Origin of the sequence: Colwellia psychrerythraea, assembly GCF_000764185.1 — a bacterium.
GTDB classification, from domain to species: domain Bacteria; phylum Pseudomonadota; class Gammaproteobacteria; order Enterobacterales; family Alteromonadaceae; genus Colwellia; species Colwellia psychrerythraea_B.
The window spans coordinates 22,613-45,102 of record NZ_JQEC01000027.1 but is presented as its reverse complement, the minus strand read 5'-3'; the positions used below and the strand labels follow the sequence as shown (position 1 = coordinate 45,102).

Annotated in this window: 19 protein-coding genes and 1 pseudogene; 12 read left to right on the top strand and 8 right to left on the bottom strand. The window is 38.0% G+C overall.

Annotation, left to right across the window (positions count from 1 at the left end; all coding sequences use genetic code 11):
* The first annotated feature begins 5 nt into the window (after positions 1 to 5).
* The gene (locus tag GAB14E_RS11785; RefSeq protein ID WP_052093671.1) at positions 6 to 2,477 is read left to right on the top strand and encodes a putative bifunctional diguanylate cyclase/phosphodiesterase; all 2,472 of its coding nucleotides are present in this window, start codon (positions 6 to 8) and stop codon (positions 2,475 to 2,477) included.
* 171 nt (positions 2,478 to 2,648) lie between these two features.
* On the opposite strand, the gene GAB14E_RS11790 is transcribed toward GAB14E_RS11785, so the two are convergent.
* Both GAB14E_RS11790 and cutA read right to left on the bottom strand, forming a co-directional pair.
* Positions 2,649 to 4,478: a protein-disulfide reductase DsbD gene (locus GAB14E_RS11790; RefSeq protein ID WP_033082335.1), complete on the bottom strand. Its 1,830-nt coding sequence runs from the start codon at positions 4,476 to 4,478 to the stop codon at positions 2,649 to 2,651.
* 5 nt (positions 4,479 to 4,483) lie between these two features.
* Positions 4,484 to 4,795 (bottom strand): divalent-cation tolerance protein CutA, encoded by a 312-nt coding sequence (gene cutA, locus GAB14E_RS11795; RefSeq protein ID WP_033082334.1) that lies wholly within the window; start codon positions 4,793 to 4,795, stop codon positions 4,484 to 4,486.
* A gap of 144 nt (positions 4,796 to 4,939) precedes the next feature.
* Between cutA and GAB14E_RS11800 the strand changes: the two genes are divergently transcribed.
* The 3 genes from GAB14E_RS11800 to groL all read left to right on the top strand — a co-directional run bounded on the left by GAB14E_RS11800 (position 4,940) and on the right by groL (position 7,734).
* Positions 4,940 to 5,458 (top strand): FxsA family protein, encoded by a 519-nt coding sequence (locus tag GAB14E_RS11800; RefSeq protein WP_033082333.1) that lies wholly within the window; start codon positions 4,940 to 4,942, stop codon positions 5,456 to 5,458.
* Between the two features lie 155 nt (positions 5,459 to 5,613).
* A complete protein-coding gene (locus GAB14E_RS11805; RefSeq protein WP_033082332.1) occupies positions 5,614 to 5,904 on the top strand; it encodes a co-chaperone GroES in 291 nt (96 codons plus the stop codon).
* A 183-nt stretch (positions 5,905 to 6,087) separates the two neighbouring features.
* The gene (gene groL / locus GAB14E_RS11810; RefSeq protein ID WP_033082331.1) at positions 6,088 to 7,734 is read left to right on the top strand and encodes a chaperonin GroEL; all 1,647 of its coding nucleotides are present in this window, start codon (positions 6,088 to 6,090) and stop codon (positions 7,732 to 7,734) included.
* A 283-nt stretch (positions 7,735 to 8,017) separates the two neighbouring features.
* Here the strand turns inward: groL and GAB14E_RS11815 are convergent, their stop codons facing one another.
* Entirely contained in the window at positions 8,018 to 8,815 is a 798-nt protein-coding gene (locus tag GAB14E_RS11815; RefSeq protein WP_033082330.1) for an HNH endonuclease, read from the bottom strand.
* Positions 8,815 to 8,961, bottom strand: a complete 147-nt coding sequence (locus GAB14E_RS24850) for a helix-turn-helix domain-containing protein (RefSeq protein ID WP_156115726.1) — start codon at positions 8,959 to 8,961, stop codon at positions 8,815 to 8,817. Before GAB14E_RS24850 ends, GAB14E_RS11815 begins: the two co-directional genes overlap by 1 nt.
* Positions 8,962 to 9,388: 427 nt before the next feature.
* On the opposite strand from GAB14E_RS24850, the gene GAB14E_RS11820 reads away from it, so the two are divergent.
* Together GAB14E_RS11820 and GAB14E_RS11825 are read left to right on the top strand one after the other, a co-directional pair.
* Complete coding sequence (locus tag GAB14E_RS11820; protein ID WP_033082329.1) at positions 9,389 to 9,931, top strand: recombinase family protein; 543 nt, start codon at positions 9,389 to 9,391, stop codon at positions 9,929 to 9,931.
* 187 nt (positions 9,932 to 10,118) lie between these two features.
* Complete coding sequence (locus GAB14E_RS11825; protein WP_033082328.1) at positions 10,119 to 11,942, top strand: AAA family ATPase; 1,824 nt, start codon at positions 10,119 to 10,121, stop codon at positions 11,940 to 11,942.
* Positions 11,943 to 12,348: 406 nt separating this feature from the next.
* Here GAB14E_RS11825 and GAB14E_RS11830 read toward each other — a convergent pair whose 3' ends face one another.
* Positions 12,349 to 13,641: a tyrosine-type recombinase/integrase gene (locus GAB14E_RS11830; RefSeq protein ID WP_033082326.1), complete on the bottom strand. Its 1,293-nt coding sequence runs from the start codon at positions 13,639 to 13,641 to the stop codon at positions 12,349 to 12,351.
* Between the two features lie 334 nt (positions 13,642 to 13,975).
* Here GAB14E_RS11830 and GAB14E_RS24845 point away from each other — a divergent pair.
* The 3 genes and pseudogenes from GAB14E_RS24845 to GAB14E_RS11840 all read left to right on the top strand — a co-directional run.
* Positions 13,976 to 14,134 (top strand): annotated as a pseudogene (locus GAB14E_RS24845) (recombinase family protein); the annotation flags it as partial.
* A gap of 395 nt (positions 14,135 to 14,529) precedes the next feature.
* Positions 14,530 to 14,877: a hypothetical protein gene (locus GAB14E_RS11835; protein WP_033082325.1), complete on the top strand. Its 348-nt coding sequence runs from the start codon at positions 14,530 to 14,532 to the stop codon at positions 14,875 to 14,877.
* Between the two features lie 947 nt (positions 14,878 to 15,824).
* On the top strand, positions 15,825 to 16,259 hold the full coding sequence (locus tag GAB14E_RS11840) for a hypothetical protein (protein WP_033082324.1): 435 nt from the start codon (positions 15,825 to 15,827) through the stop codon (positions 16,257 to 16,259).
* Between the two features lie 113 nt (positions 16,260 to 16,372).
* Here GAB14E_RS11840 and GAB14E_RS11845 read toward each other — a convergent pair whose 3' ends face one another.
* Positions 16,373 to 16,936: a hypothetical protein gene (locus tag GAB14E_RS11845; RefSeq protein WP_033082323.1), complete on the bottom strand. Its 564-nt coding sequence runs from the start codon at positions 16,934 to 16,936 to the stop codon at positions 16,373 to 16,375.
* Between the two features lie 121 nt (positions 16,937 to 17,057).
* Complete coding sequence (locus GAB14E_RS11850; RefSeq protein ID WP_231562036.1) at positions 17,058 to 18,815, bottom strand: substrate-binding domain-containing protein; 1,758 nt, start codon at positions 18,813 to 18,815, stop codon at positions 17,058 to 17,060.
* Between the two features lie 291 nt (positions 18,816 to 19,106).
* On the opposite strand from GAB14E_RS11850, the gene GAB14E_RS11855 reads away from it, so the two are divergent.
* The 3 genes from GAB14E_RS11855 (at position 19,107) to GAB14E_RS11865 (ending at position 22,067) form a co-directional block, all read left to right on the top strand.
* On the top strand, positions 19,107 to 19,673 hold the full coding sequence (locus tag GAB14E_RS11855; protein WP_033082322.1) for a DUF4136 domain-containing protein: 567 nt from the start codon (positions 19,107 to 19,109) through the stop codon (positions 19,671 to 19,673).
* A gap of 83 nt (positions 19,674 to 19,756) precedes the next feature.
* Entirely contained in the window at positions 19,757 to 20,260 is a 504-nt protein-coding gene (locus GAB14E_RS11860) for a DUF3016 domain-containing protein (RefSeq protein ID WP_033082321.1), read from the top strand.
* Between the two features lie 139 nt (positions 20,261 to 20,399).
* A complete protein-coding gene (locus GAB14E_RS11865; protein ID WP_033082352.1) occupies positions 20,400 to 22,067 on the top strand; it encodes a mechanosensitive ion channel family protein in 1,668 nt (555 codons plus the stop codon).
* 110 nt (positions 22,068 to 22,177) lie between these two features.
* On the opposite strand, the gene GAB14E_RS11870 is transcribed toward GAB14E_RS11865, so the two are convergent.
* Complete coding sequence (locus tag GAB14E_RS11870) at positions 22,178 to 22,483, bottom strand: hypothetical protein (RefSeq protein WP_033082320.1); 306 nt, start codon at positions 22,481 to 22,483, stop codon at positions 22,178 to 22,180.
* Positions 22,484 to 22,490: the final 7 nt, after the last annotated feature.

The following is a 22,490-nucleotide window of genomic DNA, read 5'->3' as shown; positions in this document are numbered from 1 at the left end:
TTGTAATGAATAAAAAATTTATCGGTGTGCCAACTAAGTTGTTGATATTAATTGTATCGACGTTGCTCTTTTTAGCAGTGGGGTTTTCCTCTTTATCCTATTGGCGTTTGCAGCAAGACTATAGTGAATTTCAGCAAAACAATACAGTGCAAGGTCAGCTGCAAGTCAACCTACACAATGATATATTACGCACTAAGTTGACTGTTTGGTTAGAGTCTTTTACTGACTTGATCCAATTATCTGAGCAAGATGATTTTTCTACGCTAACCAAACAGCTTGAAAAGCAATACGATGCCTTGCAATTACACCTCAATGTAGAAGATATTTGGCTGGTAGATGACAATCAAAATATCTTGTTCGCAACTAATGACTTCCCGCAAGCTGTACGAAATAACATCACACAAGTATTTAGACTACAAGAGCCAGAGCACCGGATTTATTGTCCGAAAAGCTGCAAGTTGTTACTGAGTTTACCTTTACTCAATAAAAATGGTGATATGGTTGTTGTCACTATGAGTACTTCACTAGTTGATATGCTGTTTGCCCTAAAGACAACCTTAGATCGCGATGTGGCGGTTATTCGACTCGCTAGCAAAGTTGATAGTGGCATGAATACTTCTGATGCGCAGGTTATTTCTGCGTCTAATATGACACTAACAGAATCATTGTTAGCATTAGGCAAGCCAACTGACACACTGAGTGCAATGTTGGAGCAGGGACTGCAAATAGATAGTGACAATAATAGCTACTTGTTAAATTTACTTGAGCTGGCAAAGCAAGGGAATCAGGGTTTTTTTCTAGTACTTATTGATGATGTAACGGCATTTAGAGCTAAAAATGATGCTTATCAGTTACGGTTTATTTTATCTTTAAGCCTTATTTTTAGCTTGTTGGCAGGTTTTGTTTATTTTATCTCTAGTCCGTTTACCAAACGACTATTATTACTTTCTAATGCATTACCTCTGTTAGCGCAAAAAAAGTTTGATGAATTTCGCCAAGTCGATTTGAAAAGGCCACGAATGTTTGCTGATGAGCTAGATGTGTTAGCGCGTTCATCACAAGAGCTTAGTTTTGAATTAGAGCAACTCAACTTAGTGGTTGAGCAAAAGACCAAAGAGCTAGAAAATATCGCCATGTATGATCTGCTGACAGGCCTACCTAATAGAAATATGCTCAACTATCAGTTACGTAAATCTCTTGCCAATATTGCTCGCCATAAAAGTGGCGTTGCAGTGTTGTTTCTCGATTTAGATGATTTCAAAAAGGTTAATGATAGTAACGGTCATAATATTGGCGATAAGCTTCTCATTCAAGCAGCTGAGCGTGTCAGGGTGAGTGTTGGTGAAATAGATTTAGCTAGTCGTTTTGGTGGTGATGAATTTGTCATTGTACTAAGTCATCTTAAAAGTATTGACGAGGCTATAGAAGTTGCTGAGAGGGTACTGTTACAGTTCAAAGAATCTATTAAGCTCGGCTCAAATATTTTTTATGTCTCAACCAGTATCGGCATTGCTTATACAGAGTCAGTAACTGAGAAGTCTGATGATTTGATTAGTCATGCAGATATAGCTATGTATGAAGCAAAAGATAATGGTGGTGGTCAATATCATGTTTATCATCAAGAAATGTTTCAACGTGTTGCTCATCGAGTTATGCTCGAAGGTGAAGTAAGGCAAGCCCTAGCCAAACAACAATTTAGTTTAAGCCTGCAACCACAAATATGTGCTAAAACTAAAAAACTTTATGGTTTTGAAGCGCTATTACGCTGGCAGCATCCTGATAGAGGCATGATCTCTCCTGAGGACTTCATTCCTATATTAGAAAACTCACAACACATGATTGAGTTAGGGTATTGGATTATCCGACGATGTTTTGAATTAACCAAAGCAATTAATAAATACGGATTAGCTGATATACGCATAGCTATCAACTTATCTGCGGGACAATTTATTGATGCAAATCTTCCTCATTTTTTACGTGAGCTTTTGTCAGAGTTTTCTTTGTCGGCACATAGTTTTGAATTAGAGTTAACCGAGCAAACGTTGGTTAAAGATATGGATCATACTATTGCCATGATGCAGACTCTAAAAAAGATTGGTTTTAGTTTTGCTATTGATGATTTTGGCACAGGTTACTCTTCTTTAGCTTACTTAAAGAAAATGCCAGTTGATGTTATAAAAATAGATAAAAGCTTTGTCTTTGGCATGCTTGAAAATCACTCAGACTTTCAAATTATTACTTCAACTATTGCCATGGTTAAAAACCTAGGTTTAATGGTGGTAGCTGAAGGGGTTGAAACTAAGGCGCAATTACGTAGTTTGAGTGAAAATGATTGCGATATCATTCAAGGTTATTATTACTCTAAGCCAATCCCAGAAAAAGAATTATTCGTTATGTTAGATAAACAAACTACGGAAGGGTATTGGCGAGTAGCCAAGGAACTCCCTGATAATTTATCAGCAGGTAAGTCAGCTTAGTTATATAGTGACAGTTGATCTTAATAAGTCAGCCTTACTAGGCTAGAAAAGCTGACTACTCTCTATTCCTCTCTAGGTAAAAGCTAAGTTACCAGCACCTAAGTAGCTATACCTAGGTGACTATCATTTAAGTCATTATCTACCGTAGTTATCTTAGTAAGTCTGCAAAGATTATTTGAATATAGCTTGAACATGGGCGCTAAACTCACTAGCACCCATAAATCCAGTTGTACGTTGCTTGGTTAATTCATTACCTTGTAAATCAAAAAATAAAATGGATGGTAAGCCTAAGATTGTATATTTCTGCACAAGCTCATCGTTATCGACTGAGTCAAAGTCTGTCATATCGATTTGTAACCACACACTGTTGCTGAGGGCTTGTTGTACCTGAGCATCAACAAAAGTGTATTTTTCAAACTCTTTACAAGCAATACACCAGTCAGCATACAAATCTACCATCACGGTTTTCCCCTGATTATTGGCATTTTTCACTTCTTCTTCCAGTTGCGTTAAAGAAGATACTTGTTTAAAGCTGGGATGCTGAGTGTCATCGGTAACAATGGTACTGTTTGGGAATACCAGCTGGTAGGTAAGATTAGCGCCAAAAAATAACATTAGAAATATCACTAACGAACGTAAACCATACCAAAATCCTTTAACTTGCTGAGGGTTTTGCGCAGCAGCATGGTTTTGGTTGGCAACATAAAAATAACTAGCACTCGCTAATATCAGTATTGCCCACAGCGCTTGACTAGCTACTTCAGGAATGAAACGTTCCAGTAAAAATATTGGTACCGCCAGTAATAGTAAACCGAAGATGTTTTTGATGATATTCATCCATGCGCCAGCTTTAGGCAGTAACTTGCCGCCTGAACTGCCTAGTACTAATAAAGGTAAACCCATACCTAAACTTAAAGCATATAAAGCAGAGGCACCAAGTACAACATCACCTGTTTGTGAAATGTATAATAACGCGCCAGTTAAAGGTGCGGTAGTACAAGGAGAGGCGACTAACCCAGAAATAACCCCCATCATTAAAACGCCGGTAATTGAGCCACCCTTTTGCTGGTTACTCATGTTATTGAGCTTAGTTTGCCAGCTAGCGGGTAATGCTAAATTAAAGACACCGAACATAGACAAGGCTAGAAAAATGAATAATACACTTAAACTAATCAGTACAATGGGGTGTTGAAATACGGCTTGAAACTTGGCGCCAGCTAAAGCAACGACAATGCCAAGTAAAGTATAAGTAACGGCCATACCTTGTACGTAAATAAAAGATAGGGTAAAAGCTTTCTTTGTGGTTAGTGGCGTGCCTTGTTTACTTTGGCCAACAATAATTCCGGTCAAAATAGGGTACATCGGAAAAACACATGGCGTGAATGACAATAATAAACCACCGACAAAAAAAGCAATAAGGGTTAATAGTAAACTCTCTTGCTTAAGCATATCAGATAGCTGATGTTGTTCACTTTTTTGAACAGGCTCTTGAATTTCTAGTGTATTGCCCATGTCGCTTGCAGCTGTCGCAGCTGGCGTGATTTTACTTAACTCGACTACTTTACTTGTTGGTGGGTAACATAGACCTTTTTCAGCACAGCCTTGATAGGTGATTTTGATGCTTGCATCACTGGATACTTGTTCCAGGTCTATCTTAAAGGTTAACTGCTCAGTAAATACTTTCTGTATGCCAAAAAACTCATCTTCATGGTCTATACCTACAGGAAGTGTAACAGGGGTAAAATTGATGTTTTTACCTTTAAACTTAAATTGATGGCGGTAAAGGTAATATTCGGGAGCAATATCAAAACTAATTTCCAATTGGTTATTTTGCTGATAAAAGTTAAAGCTGAATGCTTGGTCGACCTTTAAAAACTCGTCGTCATTGCTGAATAAGCTGCTATTAGAAACATCAAAAATCGATTGTTTTTCTTGTGCCTCAGCAGGAAGAAAAACACTCAGTGTTAACATTATTAAGCAAAGGGAAAGTAAATTTTTCATTAAGCCTACTTCAAAGAATTGGTGATCCAGTTTAAATAATGTTTATCACCTTGCTGGATATTCAAGGCAATAACTTCCACCACATCATACGGGTGTAATTGATTAATTCGCTTGTTTAACGCGGCGAATTTATTTTCATCGGTTTTAATCAGTAATTGTACTTCACTGTCGCATTGCAACTCATCTTGCCAACAATATACCGAGGTAACATTAGCGATGATATTAACGCAGGCAGCAAGTTTTTCAGTAACCAAGTGCTGAGCAATATTTTGGGCTACGGTATCATCTGGGCATGTTGTTAATACTAATTGATACAATTTTGTTACCTTCTCGCAGTGCTCTTGTTGATAGTATACCCTGAGTATTGAGGAAAACTTAGGGTTAATATTACTACAAAACTTCAGACCTTGAAAAAGACCTGTTTAGCCCAATATAAGTTTCATAGAAAATAAGGAATCATTATGTTTCAACTATTGTTTGTACTTTTTATCATCATCCCTATCATCGAAATAGCTGTAATTATGCAAGTGGGCGCGCTTCTTGGGATTTGGCCAACTGTGGCGATTGTTATTTTGAGTGCGTGGCTGGGGGCTAAATATGTCCGCCAACAAGGCTTAGCTACTTTACAGTCTGTTCAAGCTAGAATGGCACAAGGCGAGATGCCATCGGGCGAAATAGTTACCGGTTTAATGTTATTAGTGGCGGGTGTTTTATTGGTTACTCCTGGATTTGTTACCGATATTTTCGGTTTATTGTTATTGGTGCCTGCGGTACGTACTGCTATAGCCCAGCAAGTACAAAAGCATATCAAGGTCAATCAACTTGGTGCAGGCGCAGCATTTCATCATGACGCTCAAGGTAATGTTTATCAGCATGAAACTACCAGCGAGCCATTTTCTTCGTCGAGAGCTTCAGCCAATGAGCCACTTTCGCATCACCAAGGTGAGACCTTAGAAGGTGAGTTCAAGCGTAAAGATTAAATGTAAAGTAAACAAAGAGTACAAATAAGTTAAAGCTGACCTTGTGTCGGCTTTTTTTATCCCCATTTCTATTAGCAACAACGATTAGTGTTAAATGCTTGTTCGTTAATTTAATCACTACTTTATACAACAGAATCATTTTTGGAGAAATACACATGGCTATTCGCCCACTACACGATCGTGTAATCGTAAAACGTAAAGACGCAGAGACAAAATCAGAAGGCGGTATCGTATTAATGGGTAGTGCAGCTGAAAAGTCTACCCGCGGTGAAGTTATTGCAGTAGGTAATGGCCGTATTTTAGAAAACGGTGAAGTACGTGCATTAGACGTAAAAATTGGCGACCAAGTGATCTTCTCTGAAGGTTACGGCGTTAAAACAGAAAAAATTGATGGTGATGAAGTACTTATCCTTTCTGAATCAGACATTCTTGCAATAGTAGAATAGTCGCAGAAATTTTCAATGTCGCTCTTTCATCTTAAGGTCGGCATCAGAAGTACTCACTGACTAGCGTCAGCTCCGTGCTTCTTCTTTGCTCTTAAGCGAATTAGCTTAATGAAAAAGCTGCTTGAGTGCATAGATTCAACATTAATTATTTTATAAATAAACAAAATTATAGGAATAAATAACATGGCTGCAAAAGACGTATTATTTGGAAATGACGCACGAGCAAAAATGCTACGTGGTGTAAATGTATTAGCAGACGCGGTAAAAGTAACTTTAGGTCCTAAAGGCCGTAATGTTGTACTTGATAAATCTTTTGGTGGTCCAACAATTACTAAAGATGGCGTTACTGTTGCTAAAGAAATTGAACTTGAAGACAAGTTTGAGAACATGGGCGCACAAATGGTGAAAGAAGTAGCTTCTAAAGCCAATGACGAAGCCGGTGACGGTACTACTACTGCAACTGTTTTAGCACAAGCCATTGTTAACGAAGGTCTAAAATCTATTGCAGCTGGCATGAACCCAATGGATATTAAACGTGGTATCGACAAAGCTGTAGTTGCAGCAGTTGCTGCATTAAAAGATAACTCTACACCAGTAACTGACAACAAAGCGATTGAGCAAGTAGGTACTATCTCTGCTAACTCAGATGAAACTGTTGGTCAAATCATTGCTACAGCAATGGATAAAGTTGGCACTGAAGGAGTTATTACTGTTGAAGAAGGTCAAGCGCTTACAGATGAGCTTGACGTTGTTGAAGGTATGCAATTCGACCGTGGTTATTTATCTCCATATTTCATCAATAATCAAGAAAATGGTAGTGTTGAATTAGAAAATCCTTTCATTCTTTTGGTTGATAAGAAAGTATCTAACATTCGTGAATTATTAACCACGCTTGAAGGTGTTGCTAAAGCAGGCAAGCCATTATTAATTATTGCTGAAGATGTTGAAGGCGAAGCCTTAGCTACACTAGTAGTTAACAACATGCGCGGTATAGTTAAAGTTGCTGCTGTTAAAGCACCTGGCTTTGGCGACCGTCGTAAAGCAATGCTACAAGATGTTGCCACTTTAACTGCTGGTACGGTAATTTCTGAAGAAATAGGCATGGAGCTTGAAAAAACTACTTTAGAAGATTTAGGTCAAGCTAAACGTGTAGTTATCTCTAAAGACACCACTATCATTATTGATGGTATTGGTGAAGATGCTGACATTAAAGCACGTGTTAGCCAAATTCGTGGTCAAATTGAAGATTCATCTTCAGATTACGATAAAGAAAAACTACAAGAGCGTCTAGCTAAGTTAGCTGGCGGTGTTGCCGTTATCAAAATCGGTGCTGCCACTGAAATTGAAATGAAAGAGAAAAAATTCCGCGTTGAAGATGCACTACATGCAACACGTGCTGCAGTAGAAGAAGGTGTTGTTGCCGGTGGTGGTGTTGCCTTAGTTCGTGTTGCAGAAGCAATTAAAGATTTAGAAGGTGCTAACGAAGACCAAACTCACGGTATTAACGTTGCTATCCGCGCGATGGAAGCACCACTTCGTCAAATCGTAGCTAACTGTGGTGATGAATCATCAGTAGTGCTTAACGAAGTACGTAACGGTAAAGGTAACTTCGGTTACAATGCTGGTAACAGCACTTACGGTGATATGTTAGAAATGGGGATTTTAGACCCAACTAAAGTAACACGTAGCGCACTACAATTTGCAGCGTCAATTGCTGGCTTAATGCTAACTACTGAAGCTATGATTACTGATGCTCCTCAAGATGCTTCTCCAGCTATGCCTGATATGGGCGGCATGGGTGGTATGGGTGGCATGGGCGGTATGATGTAAGCCACCTATTAAGCTTTCAGCCCTTTAAAATCAAAGGGTTGTAGAACTTTGTAGACACAGATGTAGACAGGAAAGGGTGCTTAGTTGAAGACTACGGCACCTTTTTTTATGTCTTAAATACTTTGATGCGTTACAAAGTTACAGCAAGTTCCAAGTTTGTAACAGCCTTAGCACTAGGTTTGAAAAGGGCTAGAGGTGATTTGTAACTTTGTGACGTAATTTTTTAGGGTTACACACATATATATATAGACACCTATGGTGGGTAACTTAAAAAAGGTGATAATTAATCATCATCTTCGTACTTAGCGATAAAAGAATCGTAAAAAGACTTCGCCCAGTGTTGCTGTTTTAGCCACTCTATACCATCATCAATCTGTTTTTGGCAAATCCATCCCATGTAGCCATCATAGTCCCTAGCAGCATCGGATGTAACACTGCGTTCTTCGGGTTCAAAGTTCCAGTTGATGAAGTTTAAAGTGAACCACTGTCCATCATGGTATTTTCCCATGAAAAAACACTCGAAACGCTCATCTCTAAATTGGGCTGCTTCATGTTCACAAGTAAACTTGTCAGGATAAAAGCCGTCAATTGGGTGTACTACCATATAGATAGCGGGTTCATCGCTTTCTTCATTGAGATGGGAAACACCAATTAAGCCAGTATTTAATACTCTGTTGATTCTACTATTTCGCTTAGCAATATTATTTTGCTTGGCAGAGCATTCCCTTAGGTTACTCAGTCTATTATCAAGCGGACAGTGGTTGATATGGTCGACTTGTAGCGTATTGCTAGGTTTAACTATAAGACGGTGTAAATAAGCTCTGCTTTCCCCATTTGCTCTAGCGCAAAGTTGACCATCATTTCTTCTGTGGGCAATGAAGGCGTTTGATTCAAGCAAAGTAAGACTAGCGATGTCGATTACCGTAAAATTTATGTCATCGAGGTAGACTTCGACAACAGGTTCACACTGGTAAACGGTTAGCACTACCTTTTTCTTATGCTTGCCATAACCGTTAGGGTATTCGTAACGAATGTCATTATCTTTGTTAAAGCCATAGTGTTTAAGTGCTTTATTTATCATTACGCTAAGCCCTCTTGCTTAAGAATCTTGCCAACGGTGTTGCGGTGACAGCCAACCTTCTCAGCTATGTACTTATGTGCGTAATTCTTATCTCTTAGTGAGATGATTTGCTGGCGCTTTTGCCTAGTAATCCTTTTCGTGAACATGGTGAACTCCTTGTATGTGTTTGTTCACATATATTTTAATGTCTGTTGAACAGTAACGACCTTTAAAGAAACCTGATGCACACGATCGGTAGTGTTAATTCAACTTATTACAACAACTTAGCTATAAGTTACATGAGGTGGATTTACCTAAGTTTGCAGTTGAAAGGTGAGCGAACACTCGAAAGTAGCAAGCAGGCGTTGAACATAAATAAACGACCAGTTTGTAAGTCGAACACTAATAAAAATAGGATACAGATATGAATGAATCATTAATCAAAATAGTTGTTGCAGCAGTAATATCAGCATTAGCCATCGTGATAGAAATACTGGTTAATTATCAAAGCCAATGACAGTAAGTAATTGTTAGCAACATAACTAATATCAAATGGGAACACTAACCAGCCAAGGGCTGGTTTAAGGGGAATGTATGACAGTCGTAGGCTATGCACGAGTAAGTACAGCAGGACAGTCTCTAGAGGCACAGATGGTCGCTCTAGATGCTTGCGATAAGATCTTTAAGGAAAAGGAGTCAGGTGCTAAAACTGAACGTATAGAGCTTGATAGGATGCTCGATTATGTTCGTGATGGCGATATCGTCAAAGTGACTAAGTTATGTAGGCTGGCGCGGAACACAAAGCATTTACTTGAAATAGTAGAGTACCTTGATGACAAAAAGGTATCACTTCAGGTGTTAAACCTCGGCATTGATACCTCATCACCGACAGGCAGGTTGATGCTAACCATGATAGGTGCAGTTGCTAGTTTTGAGCGCCAGCTTCTGCTAGAACGTCAGGCTGAAGGTATTGCTCTGGCTAAGCAAAAGGGTAAGTACTTAGGACGAAAGCCAACGGCAGTAGCTAAGGCAACCGAAGTGCATAGCTTGATTGCTGAAGGTCTCTCTAAGAGCAAAATAGCTGATAAATTAAGTATTAGCCTATCAAGCATATATAGAATCGTTAAAAAGGGTTAGTTGCTCTTTTTTAATGTGCTTTTATTATGTTACCTTGTTGTCATACTTGCTAAAAATGGATTAAACAAGGCTAAATATTTTGAAGTTAACTTTTAAGTCACATCACCTATCAATAACCCAATTTCCTGAAGTTAATCTTCCTAAATTTTCATTGGTTACTGGGCGTAATGGCTCAGGGAAAAGTCATATGCTTCAAGCTATCAATACAGGGAAGATAGCTATAGATATTGCCCCGCAGTTTCAACAAAATATTGCCTTATTTGATTGGAATACATTGATTCCTAATAAGGCAAACACTGCTAATAGCCAAGCTATATTTCAAGGCATTACGAATATTTCTACACGAAAGAAGCAGATGCTAGATGCTCACAGGCCGCAGCTTTTAGGTATTGCTTCTCAGTTTGGTTTAACTGACAGGGTTGAAGGAGATATATGGGAACTTGCTCATTTAGATAAAGATGAATTGGGGGAGTTATTACTTGGTACAAGCCATGACAAAGAGCAGGTGTTCAATCAGATCAACTCTACCACTTCAGCTGTAGTTAATAATATTATACAAAGTGATGGTGGGCTTTCTAAACTTGCGAAGTTAGCTCCTAGTCAATTTCTCAAGTTAACAGAAGAAGATTTATTCAGCCATTTTCTTAACTTCAATGGTGGAAGTTTATTTCAGCAGACATTTTCAGAGGTTTTTCTTAGATACCATGAACTTGTAAAGCTTAATAAATTAAAAGAGTTAGACCATAAAGATGGTGTAAAGGGGGTTAGATATTTAAGTAATGAGAAATTCATAGAAACATACGGGAAACCGCCATGGGACTTTGTTAACCGCTTACTCGAAGATGCAGAATTAGACTTTGAAATCAGCAAACCAGAAGGGTATGTTACTTCAACTTTCTCAACTGTTCTAACTAAGAAAAGCTCTGGAAATGAAGTTAATTTTGCTCAGTTGTCATCAGGTGAAAAAATCCTAATGTCATTTGCTTTTTGTATCTACAATGCAAAAGGCTCCCTAAATGCCCCTAATCAGCCTAAAGTTCTTCTTTTTGATGAGGTGGATGCAACATTGCATCCGTCAATGTCAAAACAACTAATGAAAGTCATTATAAATACTTTAGTGGGGGAGCTGGGAATTCATGTCATTATGACCACACACTCGCCATCTACAGTAGCAGTTGCTCCAGAAGAAGCTGTTTACTTACTGAACTCAGGTAATTTAGGTCTTGAGAAGGTCAATAAGAGGCAAGCAATTTCCTCTTTAACTGCTGAAGTCCCTACGTTGGCTATTAGTTTTGATGGACGAAGGCAGGTTTTTGTTGAAAGCCACCTTGATGCAGAGCGCTATGATCTGTTATACCGAACATTATCAAAAATTCTTAACAGTGAACGTTCCTTGATATTCATGGGGGTAGGCCGCAAAAAGAGTGATGGTCGAGAGGATAATGGGGGTTGTGATAAAGTTAAGGCAATAGTGAAGTCGTTACGCGATGGCGGTAATGAGTCTGTGTATGGTCTTCTGGATTGGGACACAACAAACGAACCTCAAGAGCGATTATATATTCTTGGTCAAGGTAAGCGATATGCTATTGAGAATTTATTATTAGACCCACTACTCTTAATGTCACTGCTTATTAGAGATAATAGGGGGCTATATCAAAATTATGGCTTAATAAGTGAGGTAGCTCATAGCCAGCTTGTGAATTTAGATAATGCTACACTTCAAGAAGCGGTCAACAAGGTTCAGCAAAAAATTATTGGTAAGAACGTTAATTTAGAAGATAGCATCGACGTTACTTATTATGGCGGAATCCAGCTTAGCATTTCAAAGAGTTACCTTCACATGCAAGGCCATGAACTTGAAGGTATGGTCAGGGCTGCTTTTCCAGAACTAGGTAGGTACAACAATAGTATTAAGCTATTAAAGGCTATAATTGACCCTATCATGTTTGAGTCACCTGAGTTTATTCCTTTGGAAATAATCAAGTGCTTTGAATCTTTACTCAATGATTAATTCAATTGGTTAGCTGTTGCACCAAAAGGCTATACCCTTGTGATAAATATAAAACCCACCTTAAAGCATGTCTTTAGAGTGGGTTTTGTTGTTTTGGCAAGGTATTATCACTAGGTAGACCCTATTGAGAACCTCAAGTTGTGCAATGGCCAATCCTTTCCTAAACTTTAGATTACTTATATTAAGGGGGGGAATTACGGTATGGCTTATACACGTGAAGAAGGCGCTATTTTTGAATCTCAAGGTCTGTGTAGCGACTGTGGTGGAAGCGGGTGCAGTTACTGCGAGGGGACAGGAAATTCTGACTCTGTTAACTCAGATAGTGATGACGATGACGAGTAAAGTTTAACAATATTGGCTTTATATTTTGTAACTGCTAACACTAGGGGGTCAGCTGACCCCCATTCTACCAAATAATATGCGCTATACCTTGGTCGTAAAACGCTTTGAGTTGTGGCAGCGTATATCCATCAGAATAATAACCATAAGTCATACAATTACCTCGTGAATGCCCTAGAATTGGCGCAGCATCCGCTTCAAGGACTCCTGACCTTTGCATTGCAGTGGTAAACATTTTACGAAATGAATGAAAGGTTTTAGCTGAATCAGTTGATATATGAGCTGTTTTAATTCGTGAAAACCATCGGCTCATTTTCTTTCCGTCTAGGCCAAGTAACAACTCGTTTCCACCTTTAGTTTCAGCTATTGCTCTTAGCCTTTGACCAAGTTCATCTGTTAGTGGCACTATCCGTGTTGCAGCATCGGTCTTCCCCTTCTCAATGAAAATAGCGTGGACTCCTTGCTTATATTCAACGTGTCTCGCTTGTAAGTTGCATAACTCTGATATTCGACAGCCAGTAAATACAGCCAATTTAACTAGTAATTGCCTTATAGGTTCCTCATCAGCCATGAGCACCCTTATCTGTCTTACTTCTTGTTCATTAAAAGGTAGTTTTTTTTGTTTTTCAGTACCACCAGCGAATGAATGGCCATCGAATGGACATGCTGTCGTTACTTCACTTAATTGTTCGCAGTAATTCCAGATTGAGCGTAAGCGACTGATGTAGCTTCTTGCCGTTGAGGTGGCGTGCTTACTCATCAGTAGTCCAATATAGTTATAAACTTGTCTTTTTGATATGTCTTCAAGTTGAATGTCATATAACTTGAGAGACTTTAAAAATTCATCAACAGATTTATTAGCCTTGAGTTTGCTATCTGCTGAAATAGCCTTCCTCTTTTGGCGGCTCCAGTTTGTCAGGGCTTCTTTTAAAGTAATTCGGTACTTATGGCTTTGGTTTTTGTATTCGCTTACCGTTGTATAGGCATTAATAAATATTTCACCACTATTCTCTTGTTGTTCATTATCACTCAGGAGTGGGTCTTTTCCTGTTTTAAGCACTTCATCTATATCGTAAGGTTCGTCCCAGTATTCAGGGTCGTTTTTCTTGCGCTCAGCCATGGACTGAACGAGCTCAAGGAATCGATGCCTATTTTTATTAGGGGCATTAAATTTACGCTCCTGAAGCTTTCCGTTAATAATGTCTCGTTGAAGTCTTGCATCTCGTATATCACCAGTACCAAGGCTTTCAGAGATAGTGGTCTCGCCATCAAACTGGTCTAAAAGGTCTTTTGGGATGCGCCTTTGGTAGTGCCAAACATTACCGCGTAGTTTTAGATATTTAGTGTCAGTTGATGGCATGTAGTCAGCTTTGTAGTCAGGAATGTAGACAGATATAATGCCATAAAGCCTTATGTAACGCTATCTTAGGGGCTTGGTGGGATATGGGCGGTATGATGTAATTTATGCTGGTCTAAATTGCTAACTTCTTCGTTGCTTTATAGCTCGTTTAAGAAAAATTAAACGTCACTAAAAAGCGCCTTGAATTAAACAATTTATCCTACGCATAAAGCATTAACTGCTTATAGCACATACTTGAAAAAGCTCGCCTCGGCGGGCTTTTTTGTTTCTGGAAGTTATTTGAGTACTAAGGCTTAGTGCTTGATGATTGTTTTTCTAAGTAGTTGATTATCTTGATAGCAAAGGTGTTTCGTTAGTGGTGCTTAATCTTGGTATTGATACAAAATCACCAACGGGTAGGTTGATGTTAACAATGATAGGTGCCATTGCTAGTTTGAACGCCAGCTACTTCTTGAAAGACAGGCAGAGGACTAAAGCCGACAGCAATGGTTAGGGCCGATGATGTGAACTTGTTAGTTGCTGATGGGATATCTAATCAATTGATATCGAAGCACTTGTGGAAAAGCCTATCAGTATTCATAAAGATATTAAGAAGGTCAGATAAGCCATTATTAACTGTGTGATTATGGCAACTTCGTGCGCTTTTCTGACGTTGGCTTCAAAATATTAACGATATTTTTTCTAATGGATAAACCTCTACTGTTAATAATACACTGACTAAGAATTTGGCACGATATGTAAATTTATAAATGAAGTTGAATGCAATCAAACTAACTGGTAAATTACTAAAAATATTGTGTAAAACCGCTTTAAACAGAAGTTTTCGACGGTTTAATTCGAGATGTGCACTAAGACATTGTTAGCTTTATCATCACTTTGGAGGGTTTTATGAGAATATTGGCATTATTAATTTTACTTATTTCTACTAGTAGTAACGCAGAGGTAGACTGTAAAGGGAAGATATCTCGCCTCGCTCTACAGATTAATAACGGGGTAGTGATTTTGGGGCTCGTCGGTGGCCCAAATGCAGCACAGCTTTGCTCTATAAAAGATACCGAAAATTATAATGGTGTTGCTAGTGAAGTTTGTCGAACCTTGTACGGTACACTTCTAGCAGCTAAAGCATCAGACAAAAATACAACAATACGCTTTTATTCACATGATAGCTGTACTACGCCAGAATTATCATGGAAAGCTGCTGGTACTTTAGGTTACTCTGCTCATATGCAGGACTAAAAGCTATAAGTCGTTTAAAAGAATAAAAAATAGTTGGCTTTTGCTCCATCGTTACTAATTTTAGCCAACAATTATTTACCTCTTAAAAAGGCGTTATTGATAAAAAATCTAATATAACCTATCCAAATGGCTATAAAAGCTAATGTCTGAAAAGTGGTAAAAGTGATCGTTAAATAAATGAGGGAATAGTCAATTTAAATAATTTTTTGCGGTGGCGACAGCACCCAAAGGAAGTTAAACACCGAGCCCCCCTTTGGAATCCCCCAGTGCTGCTGCATCAAACGTATTCCTAAATTCAGCACAATATCTCCGACGTAACAGCAATGAAGGCACATCCATGTGCCACATTACTTTTGCCATCATCCCTGATGGAAATACGTGAATATTGTATTTCACTCCAGCGTTTGAAGAAGCAGACTTAGTGTTTTTTGAGGTACTATCATTTCTAACGGGTCAAAAATTCTTTGTCTGGAATTAGTCTGATCAGTTGACAAAATCAACTATTCCCATTTCAGCAATTCAATCTCCAACTAGCAATGGTAGACGTCGAGGGCTGCCGTTGTTCATGGACGATAAATCGGCAGGAATAGTGGTTTACGCTAGTTGGTGATTGAATGTTCTGCTGAGTAGAGCGCCACGGGGATTCCAAAGGGGGATTTGGCGTGTAACGCCCCTTTGGGTGTGGTCGCCACTGCGACGCCAAGCAGGAAATACAAACTATAAGTTGTTAAATAAGGAAAAATTGATTAAGTACAAAAAAAACATCACGTTGGTGAGTGATTTTTTTTTCAATAAAACAGCAGTGAAAATACTTAAATATTTTATTTATAACGCATTTGCTCTTACAGAAACCGTACACTTTCTTAACAATTATCAACTAGGCAGTTTGCATTGTTATTAGTAGATTAGCTTTAATGTTATTAAGCTAAATCAATAAGGATATGTTTATGAAAATGTTATTAGTTATGATTACCTTTATTTTGATGGGCTGCGCCACACAAGGAGTGGATCGAGCAAGTCAGAACAAAATAATAAAGGAGTTTTATGCTTCGGTTGAGTCTAGGGATCAGGTAGAACTTTCATCTGAAGTTAAAACCGGCATTGTCGGCGGGGCTGCTGTTGGCGTTATCGATAACTTAGATGGAAATCACGAGGATATGATTGCAGGCGCATTAGCAGGTGCTCTAGTGGGAGGAATATTTACTGCGATGTTTGAAGGCAGTAATACCGCCTATGAGTACTCTTTACATTCAGCTGATCAGGGCGATTTTTCAGTTATACAAAAAGATAAGTTTGATTTGCAAAGTAACTGCGTCAAAGTCAGGGTTGCTGCAGAAGTTGTGGTCTCTCCAGCATCAACAGAAAAGTGTCAATTTAACTAGCTACTTTATCGTGTAAACCAATTTGATAGTTAAATTACTGAGTATTAATCGTAGCAAAAATTATAGCTGAATAGTCTCCATCATAACCATTGAATATTGAAGTCATGGTTGTCTTATGCTTGTTTATTGGCGCCAGTTGATGAAGTGGTTGTTGGCTGAGTGAGTAAGTTATTTAATTTGTTTTTTATTTGAACTTGCTTATCGGTCGGCGATTTAACCGCTTGGCTCAAGCGTTGTTTAATTTCAGTTAAGCGAATAGGGGAAACATTACTTTTCCCAACATTAGCTGACAGCTGCGGTTTATCGATCTTTATTATGGGCACTGTCGCCAGACTCTGTTCAGCAACAAAGTCTAAACAATTGTTGAAGTTATTTCGAACGATAACGGCTTCAGTTAAACAAAAAGTATTGAGCACTTTTATGAGAGTATTCGGATTCAACAATGTTTGTTCATAGTTTAATGCTTGTAGATTCACAGCATCAAGATCCTCTGTTAGCACCTCTACTTGCGGCAATAAAACACCGTAATTACGACGGTTTTCTAATAACTCTGTCGTGCTTAGGTTAAGCAATTTGATGGTCATCTTTAAATTATTACAAACAATTTGAAGTTCTTGACTAGAATATTTGCTAAGCAGTATTAACATTCTTGTTTGGCTAGATAATAGATTAAACATCCTTAACTCCTTTTATGAAACTGACTGTCTATGCCCGTTATCAATCAATCGAGCACTGCACTGATTAGTAATAGGCATAATTGTAATCACTAAATATTGCAGAATTATTAAAGCTGCAATATTAAAGAAGCCAAACTTCTACACGACGATTTCGTTTTCGACCATCTTCAGTATCATTGTTGGCTATAGGTAGTGCTTCACCCATACCTTCAACCGCTAAGACAGCGATACCACGAGAAGTGAGCGCTAGCTCCACTGATTTTGCTCGTTTAAAAGATAAGCTGCTGTTTTTGGCTTGGGCACCAATGCTATCTGAAAACCCCATAAGAACGATACGACGGCTTTGCTGCTCTTCCATAAAATCAACAAGGCGTAATAAATCACGCTTGCCTTTGTTATCAAGATCCTTGGTGGCATAGTCAAATCTAAAGTTTAATGAAAGTCGCTTAGCCGTGTTGGCATAATGCTGATATTTTTTCGGGGCCCCGGCTAAAGGGTAAACCTGCTCTAATTTTATATTTTGTGAAATCAGTCCTGCTTGTGAAACTACCTGCTGGCCTTGGGTTGATAACGCATATTGAGCAAAGTCTTTGACCATAGTTGATGCAGATGTTGGCGTATAAAAGTATAGACGTCTTGAAAGTGCATAATCTTCGGTGCCCACGGTAAAACGGGTTGGGAAAATCGCATTGGTATTTTTACTAGCAGAAATCGCTAGGGCTTTATTGTGCAATACATAGTTCAGACCAATAAAACCAATGGCGCCTTCATTTTGTGATACCAAAGTAGACAACTGTGAACTAGACTCGAATCGTTGAGCTTTTGGGGATAGCTTTTTGTTATGCTTTTTTAATACTAGGTTTTTAAAAGTATCCCAAGTACCTGAATGTTGATCTCTGGCATACAAGTTAATAGGTAAGGAAGTCCCCCCAATTTGTGACCAGTTGCTGATTTCACCAGAAAATATCTTCGCCAGTGTAATACCTGACAGTTGCTTAACAGAATTATTTTGATTAACAATTACCGCTAAGCCATCTAAACCAATAATATGTTCATTACCGAGCTTATTTAACAACCCTGAGGTATTACTAAGTTGCGCAACTTCACTTTTTTTAATTCGACGAGAAGACATACCTATATCGGCAGTGTTGTTTTTTAGCCCAGAAAAAGCGGTACTCGAGCCATGAGAATTTAATTCAATAGCATAATCTTTATCATCAACGCTGTAGTTTAATACTCGTTCTAATGGTGTATTTTGACTCCAAGTGAAGTTATTAATGTTCTGTTGTTTTAAAAAACCTTCCAGCAACATGGGGGCTAGCTTTTCCCCAATAGTATTTGAACCATGCAAACGAAACACTGTTTTACTTGCTAGCTTAACCATAGGTTTAATTTTCGGTTCTATTATCGCTTCATCAATGGGAGGTGAAACGATAGTTGATTGCTCTGAATTGTTATGTGTAGCGTCAGCACCCAAAACTTCAATAGTTTTCTTATTATCTGGTAATTGTGCGACCTGTGGTTGCTCTGATAATTCAACAGTGTTGCCGTACCAAAAAGTGCCACCAGCCAATATCAACAAAGTAAAAATGAGCAGTGAAACTAAAGCTCCTTTGTTCGAATGTGACCATTTTTCGCTTACTGATTTTTCTGAAACAACTTCAGTGACACTTAACCAAGTGGTGATGAAGTTAATGTCTTGATGTCCAAGTTGGCTTAATTCACTAATAACTAACTGACGATAATCTTCTTGGACCAGCATTTTTCTTATTGATATTTCAATATCAAACTCTTCCTGCGCCAGTATGACTAATTGCTCTAGTTGCACCATCAGAGGCTTATTGTTTGATTGCCATGTTCCTGAAAAATTGATTGTCATTAAAACTACCCCAAATGTTAAAAGTATGTTTAATAAGCTTAATCTTTTAAAGTTACACTTTTATGACGATTGTAAATGCTTTCGTTCTACTTCTTGTTTCATTTTAGCTTTAACTACTAACGTTTTTAGCTATAAAAGTTAAACTAATAGTAATTCTGGCTGCTTTAAAGCCGAACATATTAGAATGATTTAATTACATACTGTTGCAGATTTTAATTTAATCTATTTATATACTTAATTATAGAATTAGGTCAGTATTGAAACGTTAATACATATTTCTAGGATTGAATAATGAAGAAAAATATTACTTTAGCCATAGCCTTACTTAGTGGTTTTTTAGTCAGCGCTTGTGTGACTGTACCTCAAGAGCCACAGGCAAAGAAAAATCAATTAGCCATCTCAAGTGTGCGAGATATTCCTATCTCATACTCCACGGGTAGCCAGTTCTCTTTAGCTCCTAAATATGTAACAGAAACATCATTAAAAGTAAGTCAAACTCAAGCTGTATATAAGCTTTACGCAGATGCCATAATCGCTGATTTAAAGAGCCATGGTTTTAAAAACTCCAGCGATGGCACAGCCTCAGCTTTTCATGTCGGTTTTGGTATTGCTTTAGCGAGTGATTTATCCGACCAAACTATCAATGATGAATTTGGGATTTCACCGGGTTTACCAAGCAGAGATGATTTAACAAAAGGCAGCTTTTTAATTTATATTGAAGATGCTAATACTGGCAAAAAGGTTTGGCGCGGCGCGGCACAAGGTTTTGCCCATGAAGATAGTAATGAAGCAGAAAGAGCACAACGTACCGCAGCAATTGTAAGTCGAGTAATGAAGCAGTTCTACGCTACAAATTAGTACTGTTAGGTATCAAATTGACACGGTTTAGCTCGCTAATTTCTGCTTTACTGATGTTGAAAAAATAATTTTAGGGGCTGTATATGAAACAATCTATCTTAATGGTTACACTATTAACATCAGTTTTATTACTTACACCGAATGCTTTTGCGGCAAGTAGTGAAGTGACTTGGAAGGATTATGAAAGCTATCGTGATATCGATTCAGGCAATGAAAACCGTAAGTCATTTAGAGAACGCACTTTTAGGAAGCTTGAAGAGCACTTTGCAAAATTAGCTACTAGCTTACCAGACGGACAAGTCTTAAAAATTGAGGTGACTGATGTTGATTTAGCCGGTGACACACATGTCGGAGGCATTAATCAAACTCGTATTATCAAACAAATTTTTATGCCTCGAATGAATTTTTCATATCAGCTACTTGATGCTGATGGTAAGGTTATTCAAACCGAAGCAGTTGTAGTAAAAGATATGAATTTCATGTCAGGTATAAATTTGAAGTACCGCAATGATTCATTAGGTTATGAAAAGAAAATGCTTGATGACTGGTTCAAAAAAACTTTTAAAGAATTGATTGTTAGCAAATAATTGGCTAGTAAATTAAAAAGTAAACAAATAAAAAAGTCACTATGGTGACTTTTTTATTGCCGCTAATTGTATTTTCAAGGAAGTAATTAAGTTATTATCATTGCTCAATTACTTTATGTTATCGCAAGGAAAAGGCGCAATGAAGCCCGCCCAATATTCAATATCTTTTTACCGTTTATTAGCCTCCCTTACCGTTTTAGTTTTTCTGTTCCTTTTTAGCCAAAATGCATATAGTGCACAATCATCAAATCATAATGGCGAAGATATCTCCATTAAAAGCATGCTTGATAGAAAAGAAGCAGCGCAAAAAAGTGCGAGTCAGTACGATAACTTTGATGAATATAATGTTCCAAAAGATGATTTCGAGCGGGGACAGCCTCGTAGTGCTATTGCCGGTTATTTACGTGCTATGCGCTCAGGTGATTTAGCGTTAGCTACTAATTATTTAGATTACCGTAATCTATCGGAGAAAACCCTTAAGGTTGGTAAAGAAGAATTAGCGAGGCAGTTAGGTGTGGTGTTAAATCGAACTTTATGGGTTGATTTAAATAGTATTAGTGCCCGACAAGAAGGGCGAAGAAATGATAATCTACCCTCCTATAGAGATCTGGTTGGGCAAGTTGAATACCAAGGTAATGACGTAGATATTTTATTACAGCACATTCCCCGCGCTGAAGATAAAGTTAAAATTTGGAAAATATCAAATGCTACCGTTGAGAAAATCCCACGTTTATTTAAGCGCTATTCATATTCGCCTTTAGGGGAGTTTTTAGCTAAAAAATTACCAGCCATTGATCTTTTTGGAGTCATGCTTTGGCAGTGGCTTTATTTTACCTTGATGATGGTTATCTATTACTTCATCGCTAAAGTTTTTACGTGGTTGACAGCCTTTACACTCAAAAGAGTTTACAAGAAAGTATCTGATGACGTTTTAACCTTTATTAAAGAGCCAGTAGCGTTATTAATTGCGGTGATTTTAGCGCGAAGCTTTCGTGATGAAGCCAATATCACCATTGCTGTTAGGGCGGTAACAGAAGGCAGTACTTTATTAATTATTGCTTGGTGCTGGGTATGTTTTAGATTTATTGATTTAATGAAAACTATACTGGCAGAAAAATTCATCACTCAAGACAAGCCTTTAGCTGTGTATTTGCTAAGACCAGCAGGTACAGTAATAAAGATTATTATATTCAGTATTGCCGCTTTAAATTGGCTGGAAAACTTAGGTTTTAATGCTTCGACATTATTAGCAGGGTTAGGTATAGGTGGTTTAGCTATTGCTTTGGCCGCACAAAAAACGGTAGAAAACATTATTGGTGCAATTACCTTATATACCTCAGCACCTATTAAAATTGGTAACTTTTGTCGTTTTGGTAATAGTTTTGGTGTGGTAGAAGAAATAGGTTTACGTTCCACGCGGATACGCACCTTAGAAAGAACCGTAATTTATGTTGCCAATGCCAAGTTTATTGATATGAATATTGAAAACTACTCTGAGCGAGAAAAAATTGCCTTTAGGCCTAAGATATTTTTAGCGGCAGACACCCCTAAGGAAAATATTGATGCATTATTAGTGGCAGTAAGGGCAATGCTTAGTACAACAGAAATGATAGCTGAATCGCCGCTACGTACTCATTTTAAAGCATATACCATTTATGGATTAGAGTTGGATATTCTGGCTTACGTAAAAACTACTGATTTTGATGTGTTTCTTGATGAAATCAACCAACTAAACTTGAATATATTGGCTTTACTCAATGAACATGATTGTAAAGTACAGGTCATGGCAGAAAGAGTTGCACAGTAGGGCTTGAGTAATTTTATTCAAAGTATGCAGCGGTATAGGATAAATTATTAATAAAGTAATCAATCAAATAATTGCTTACTTTATTAACTGTGCTGCTATTTATTGAAGGGTTACTGAGTATAACTTTGCTCAAAGTTAGCCAATACTGTGAAAAGTTGTTCAATCTTTTTAACTAAAGCGATTAATTGGCTTTGATCTTTATTCGCTTGCCATGCTAATAGGTCATCGGCCATCTCTTCAACGTAAGGTTGGAAAGTATCAGCAGTACTTTTGAATGGTGAATCAGTGGTGAAAATAGCTTTAAAGCTAGCTTTTTTCTGCTCGCGCAAATCAGCTAAGGTTGCATCAGCCGTCATCGATTTTTTTAAGATAACAGATATATTTTCAATTAGTTGTTGTTCAATTGCTTTAGTCATAAATCTT

Excerpts from the sequence above, each read along its gene's own strand:
- GAB14E_RS11785 (WP_052093671.1), top strand. The coding sequence starts at position 6 with ATGAATAAAAAATTTATCGGTGTGCCAACTAAGTTGTTGATATTAATT.
- GAB14E_RS11790 (WP_033082335.1), bottom strand. The coding sequence starts at position 4,478 with ATGAAAAATTTACTTTCCCTTTGCTTAATAATGTTAACACTGAGTGTT.
- GAB14E_RS11800 (WP_033082333.1), top strand. The coding sequence starts at position 4,940 with ATGTTTCAACTATTGTTTGTACTTTTTATCATCATCCCTATCATCGAA.
- GAB14E_RS11805 (WP_033082332.1), top strand. The coding sequence starts at position 5,614 with ATGGCTATTCGCCCACTACACGATCGTGTAATCGTAAAACGTAAAGAC.
- groL (WP_033082331.1), top strand. The coding sequence starts at position 6,088 with ATGGCTGCAAAAGACGTATTATTTGGAAATGACGCACGAGCAAAAATG.
- GAB14E_RS11815 (WP_033082330.1), bottom strand. The coding sequence starts at position 8,815 with ATGATAAATAAAGCACTTAAACACTATGGCTTTAACAAAGATAATGAC.
- GAB14E_RS24850 (WP_156115726.1), bottom strand. The coding sequence starts at position 8,961 with ATGTTCACGAAAAGGATTACTAGGCAAAAGCGCCAGCAAATCATCTCA.
- GAB14E_RS11820 (WP_033082329.1), top strand. The coding sequence starts at position 9,389 with ATGACAGTCGTAGGCTATGCACGAGTAAGTACAGCAGGACAGTCTCTA.
- GAB14E_RS11825 (WP_033082328.1), top strand. The coding sequence starts at position 10,119 with ATGCTTCAAGCTATCAATACAGGGAAGATAGCTATAGATATTGCCCCG.
- GAB14E_RS11830 (WP_033082326.1), bottom strand. The coding sequence starts at position 13,641 with ATGCCATCAACTGACACTAAATATCTAAAACTACGCGGTAATGTTTGG.
- GAB14E_RS11835 (WP_033082325.1), top strand. The coding sequence starts at position 14,530 with ATGAGAATATTGGCATTATTAATTTTACTTATTTCTACTAGTAGTAAC.
- GAB14E_RS11840 (WP_033082324.1), top strand. The coding sequence starts at position 15,825 with ATGAAAATGTTATTAGTTATGATTACCTTTATTTTGATGGGCTGCGCC.
- GAB14E_RS11845 (WP_033082323.1), bottom strand. The coding sequence starts at position 16,936 with ATGTTTAATCTATTATCTAGCCAAACAAGAATGTTAATACTGCTTAGC.
- GAB14E_RS11850 (WP_231562036.1), bottom strand. The coding sequence starts at position 18,815 with ATGACAATCAATTTTTCAGGAACATGGCAATCAAACAATAAGCCTCTG.
- GAB14E_RS11855 (WP_033082322.1), top strand. The coding sequence starts at position 19,107 with ATGAAGAAAAATATTACTTTAGCCATAGCCTTACTTAGTGGTTTTTTA.
- GAB14E_RS11860 (WP_033082321.1), top strand. The coding sequence starts at position 19,757 with ATGAAACAATCTATCTTAATGGTTACACTATTAACATCAGTTTTATTA.
- GAB14E_RS11865 (WP_033082352.1), top strand. The coding sequence starts at position 20,400 with ATGAAGCCCGCCCAATATTCAATATCTTTTTACCGTTTATTAGCCTCC.
- GAB14E_RS11870 (WP_033082320.1), bottom strand. The coding sequence starts at position 22,483 with ATGACTAAAGCAATTGAACAACAACTAATTGAAAATATATCTGTTATC.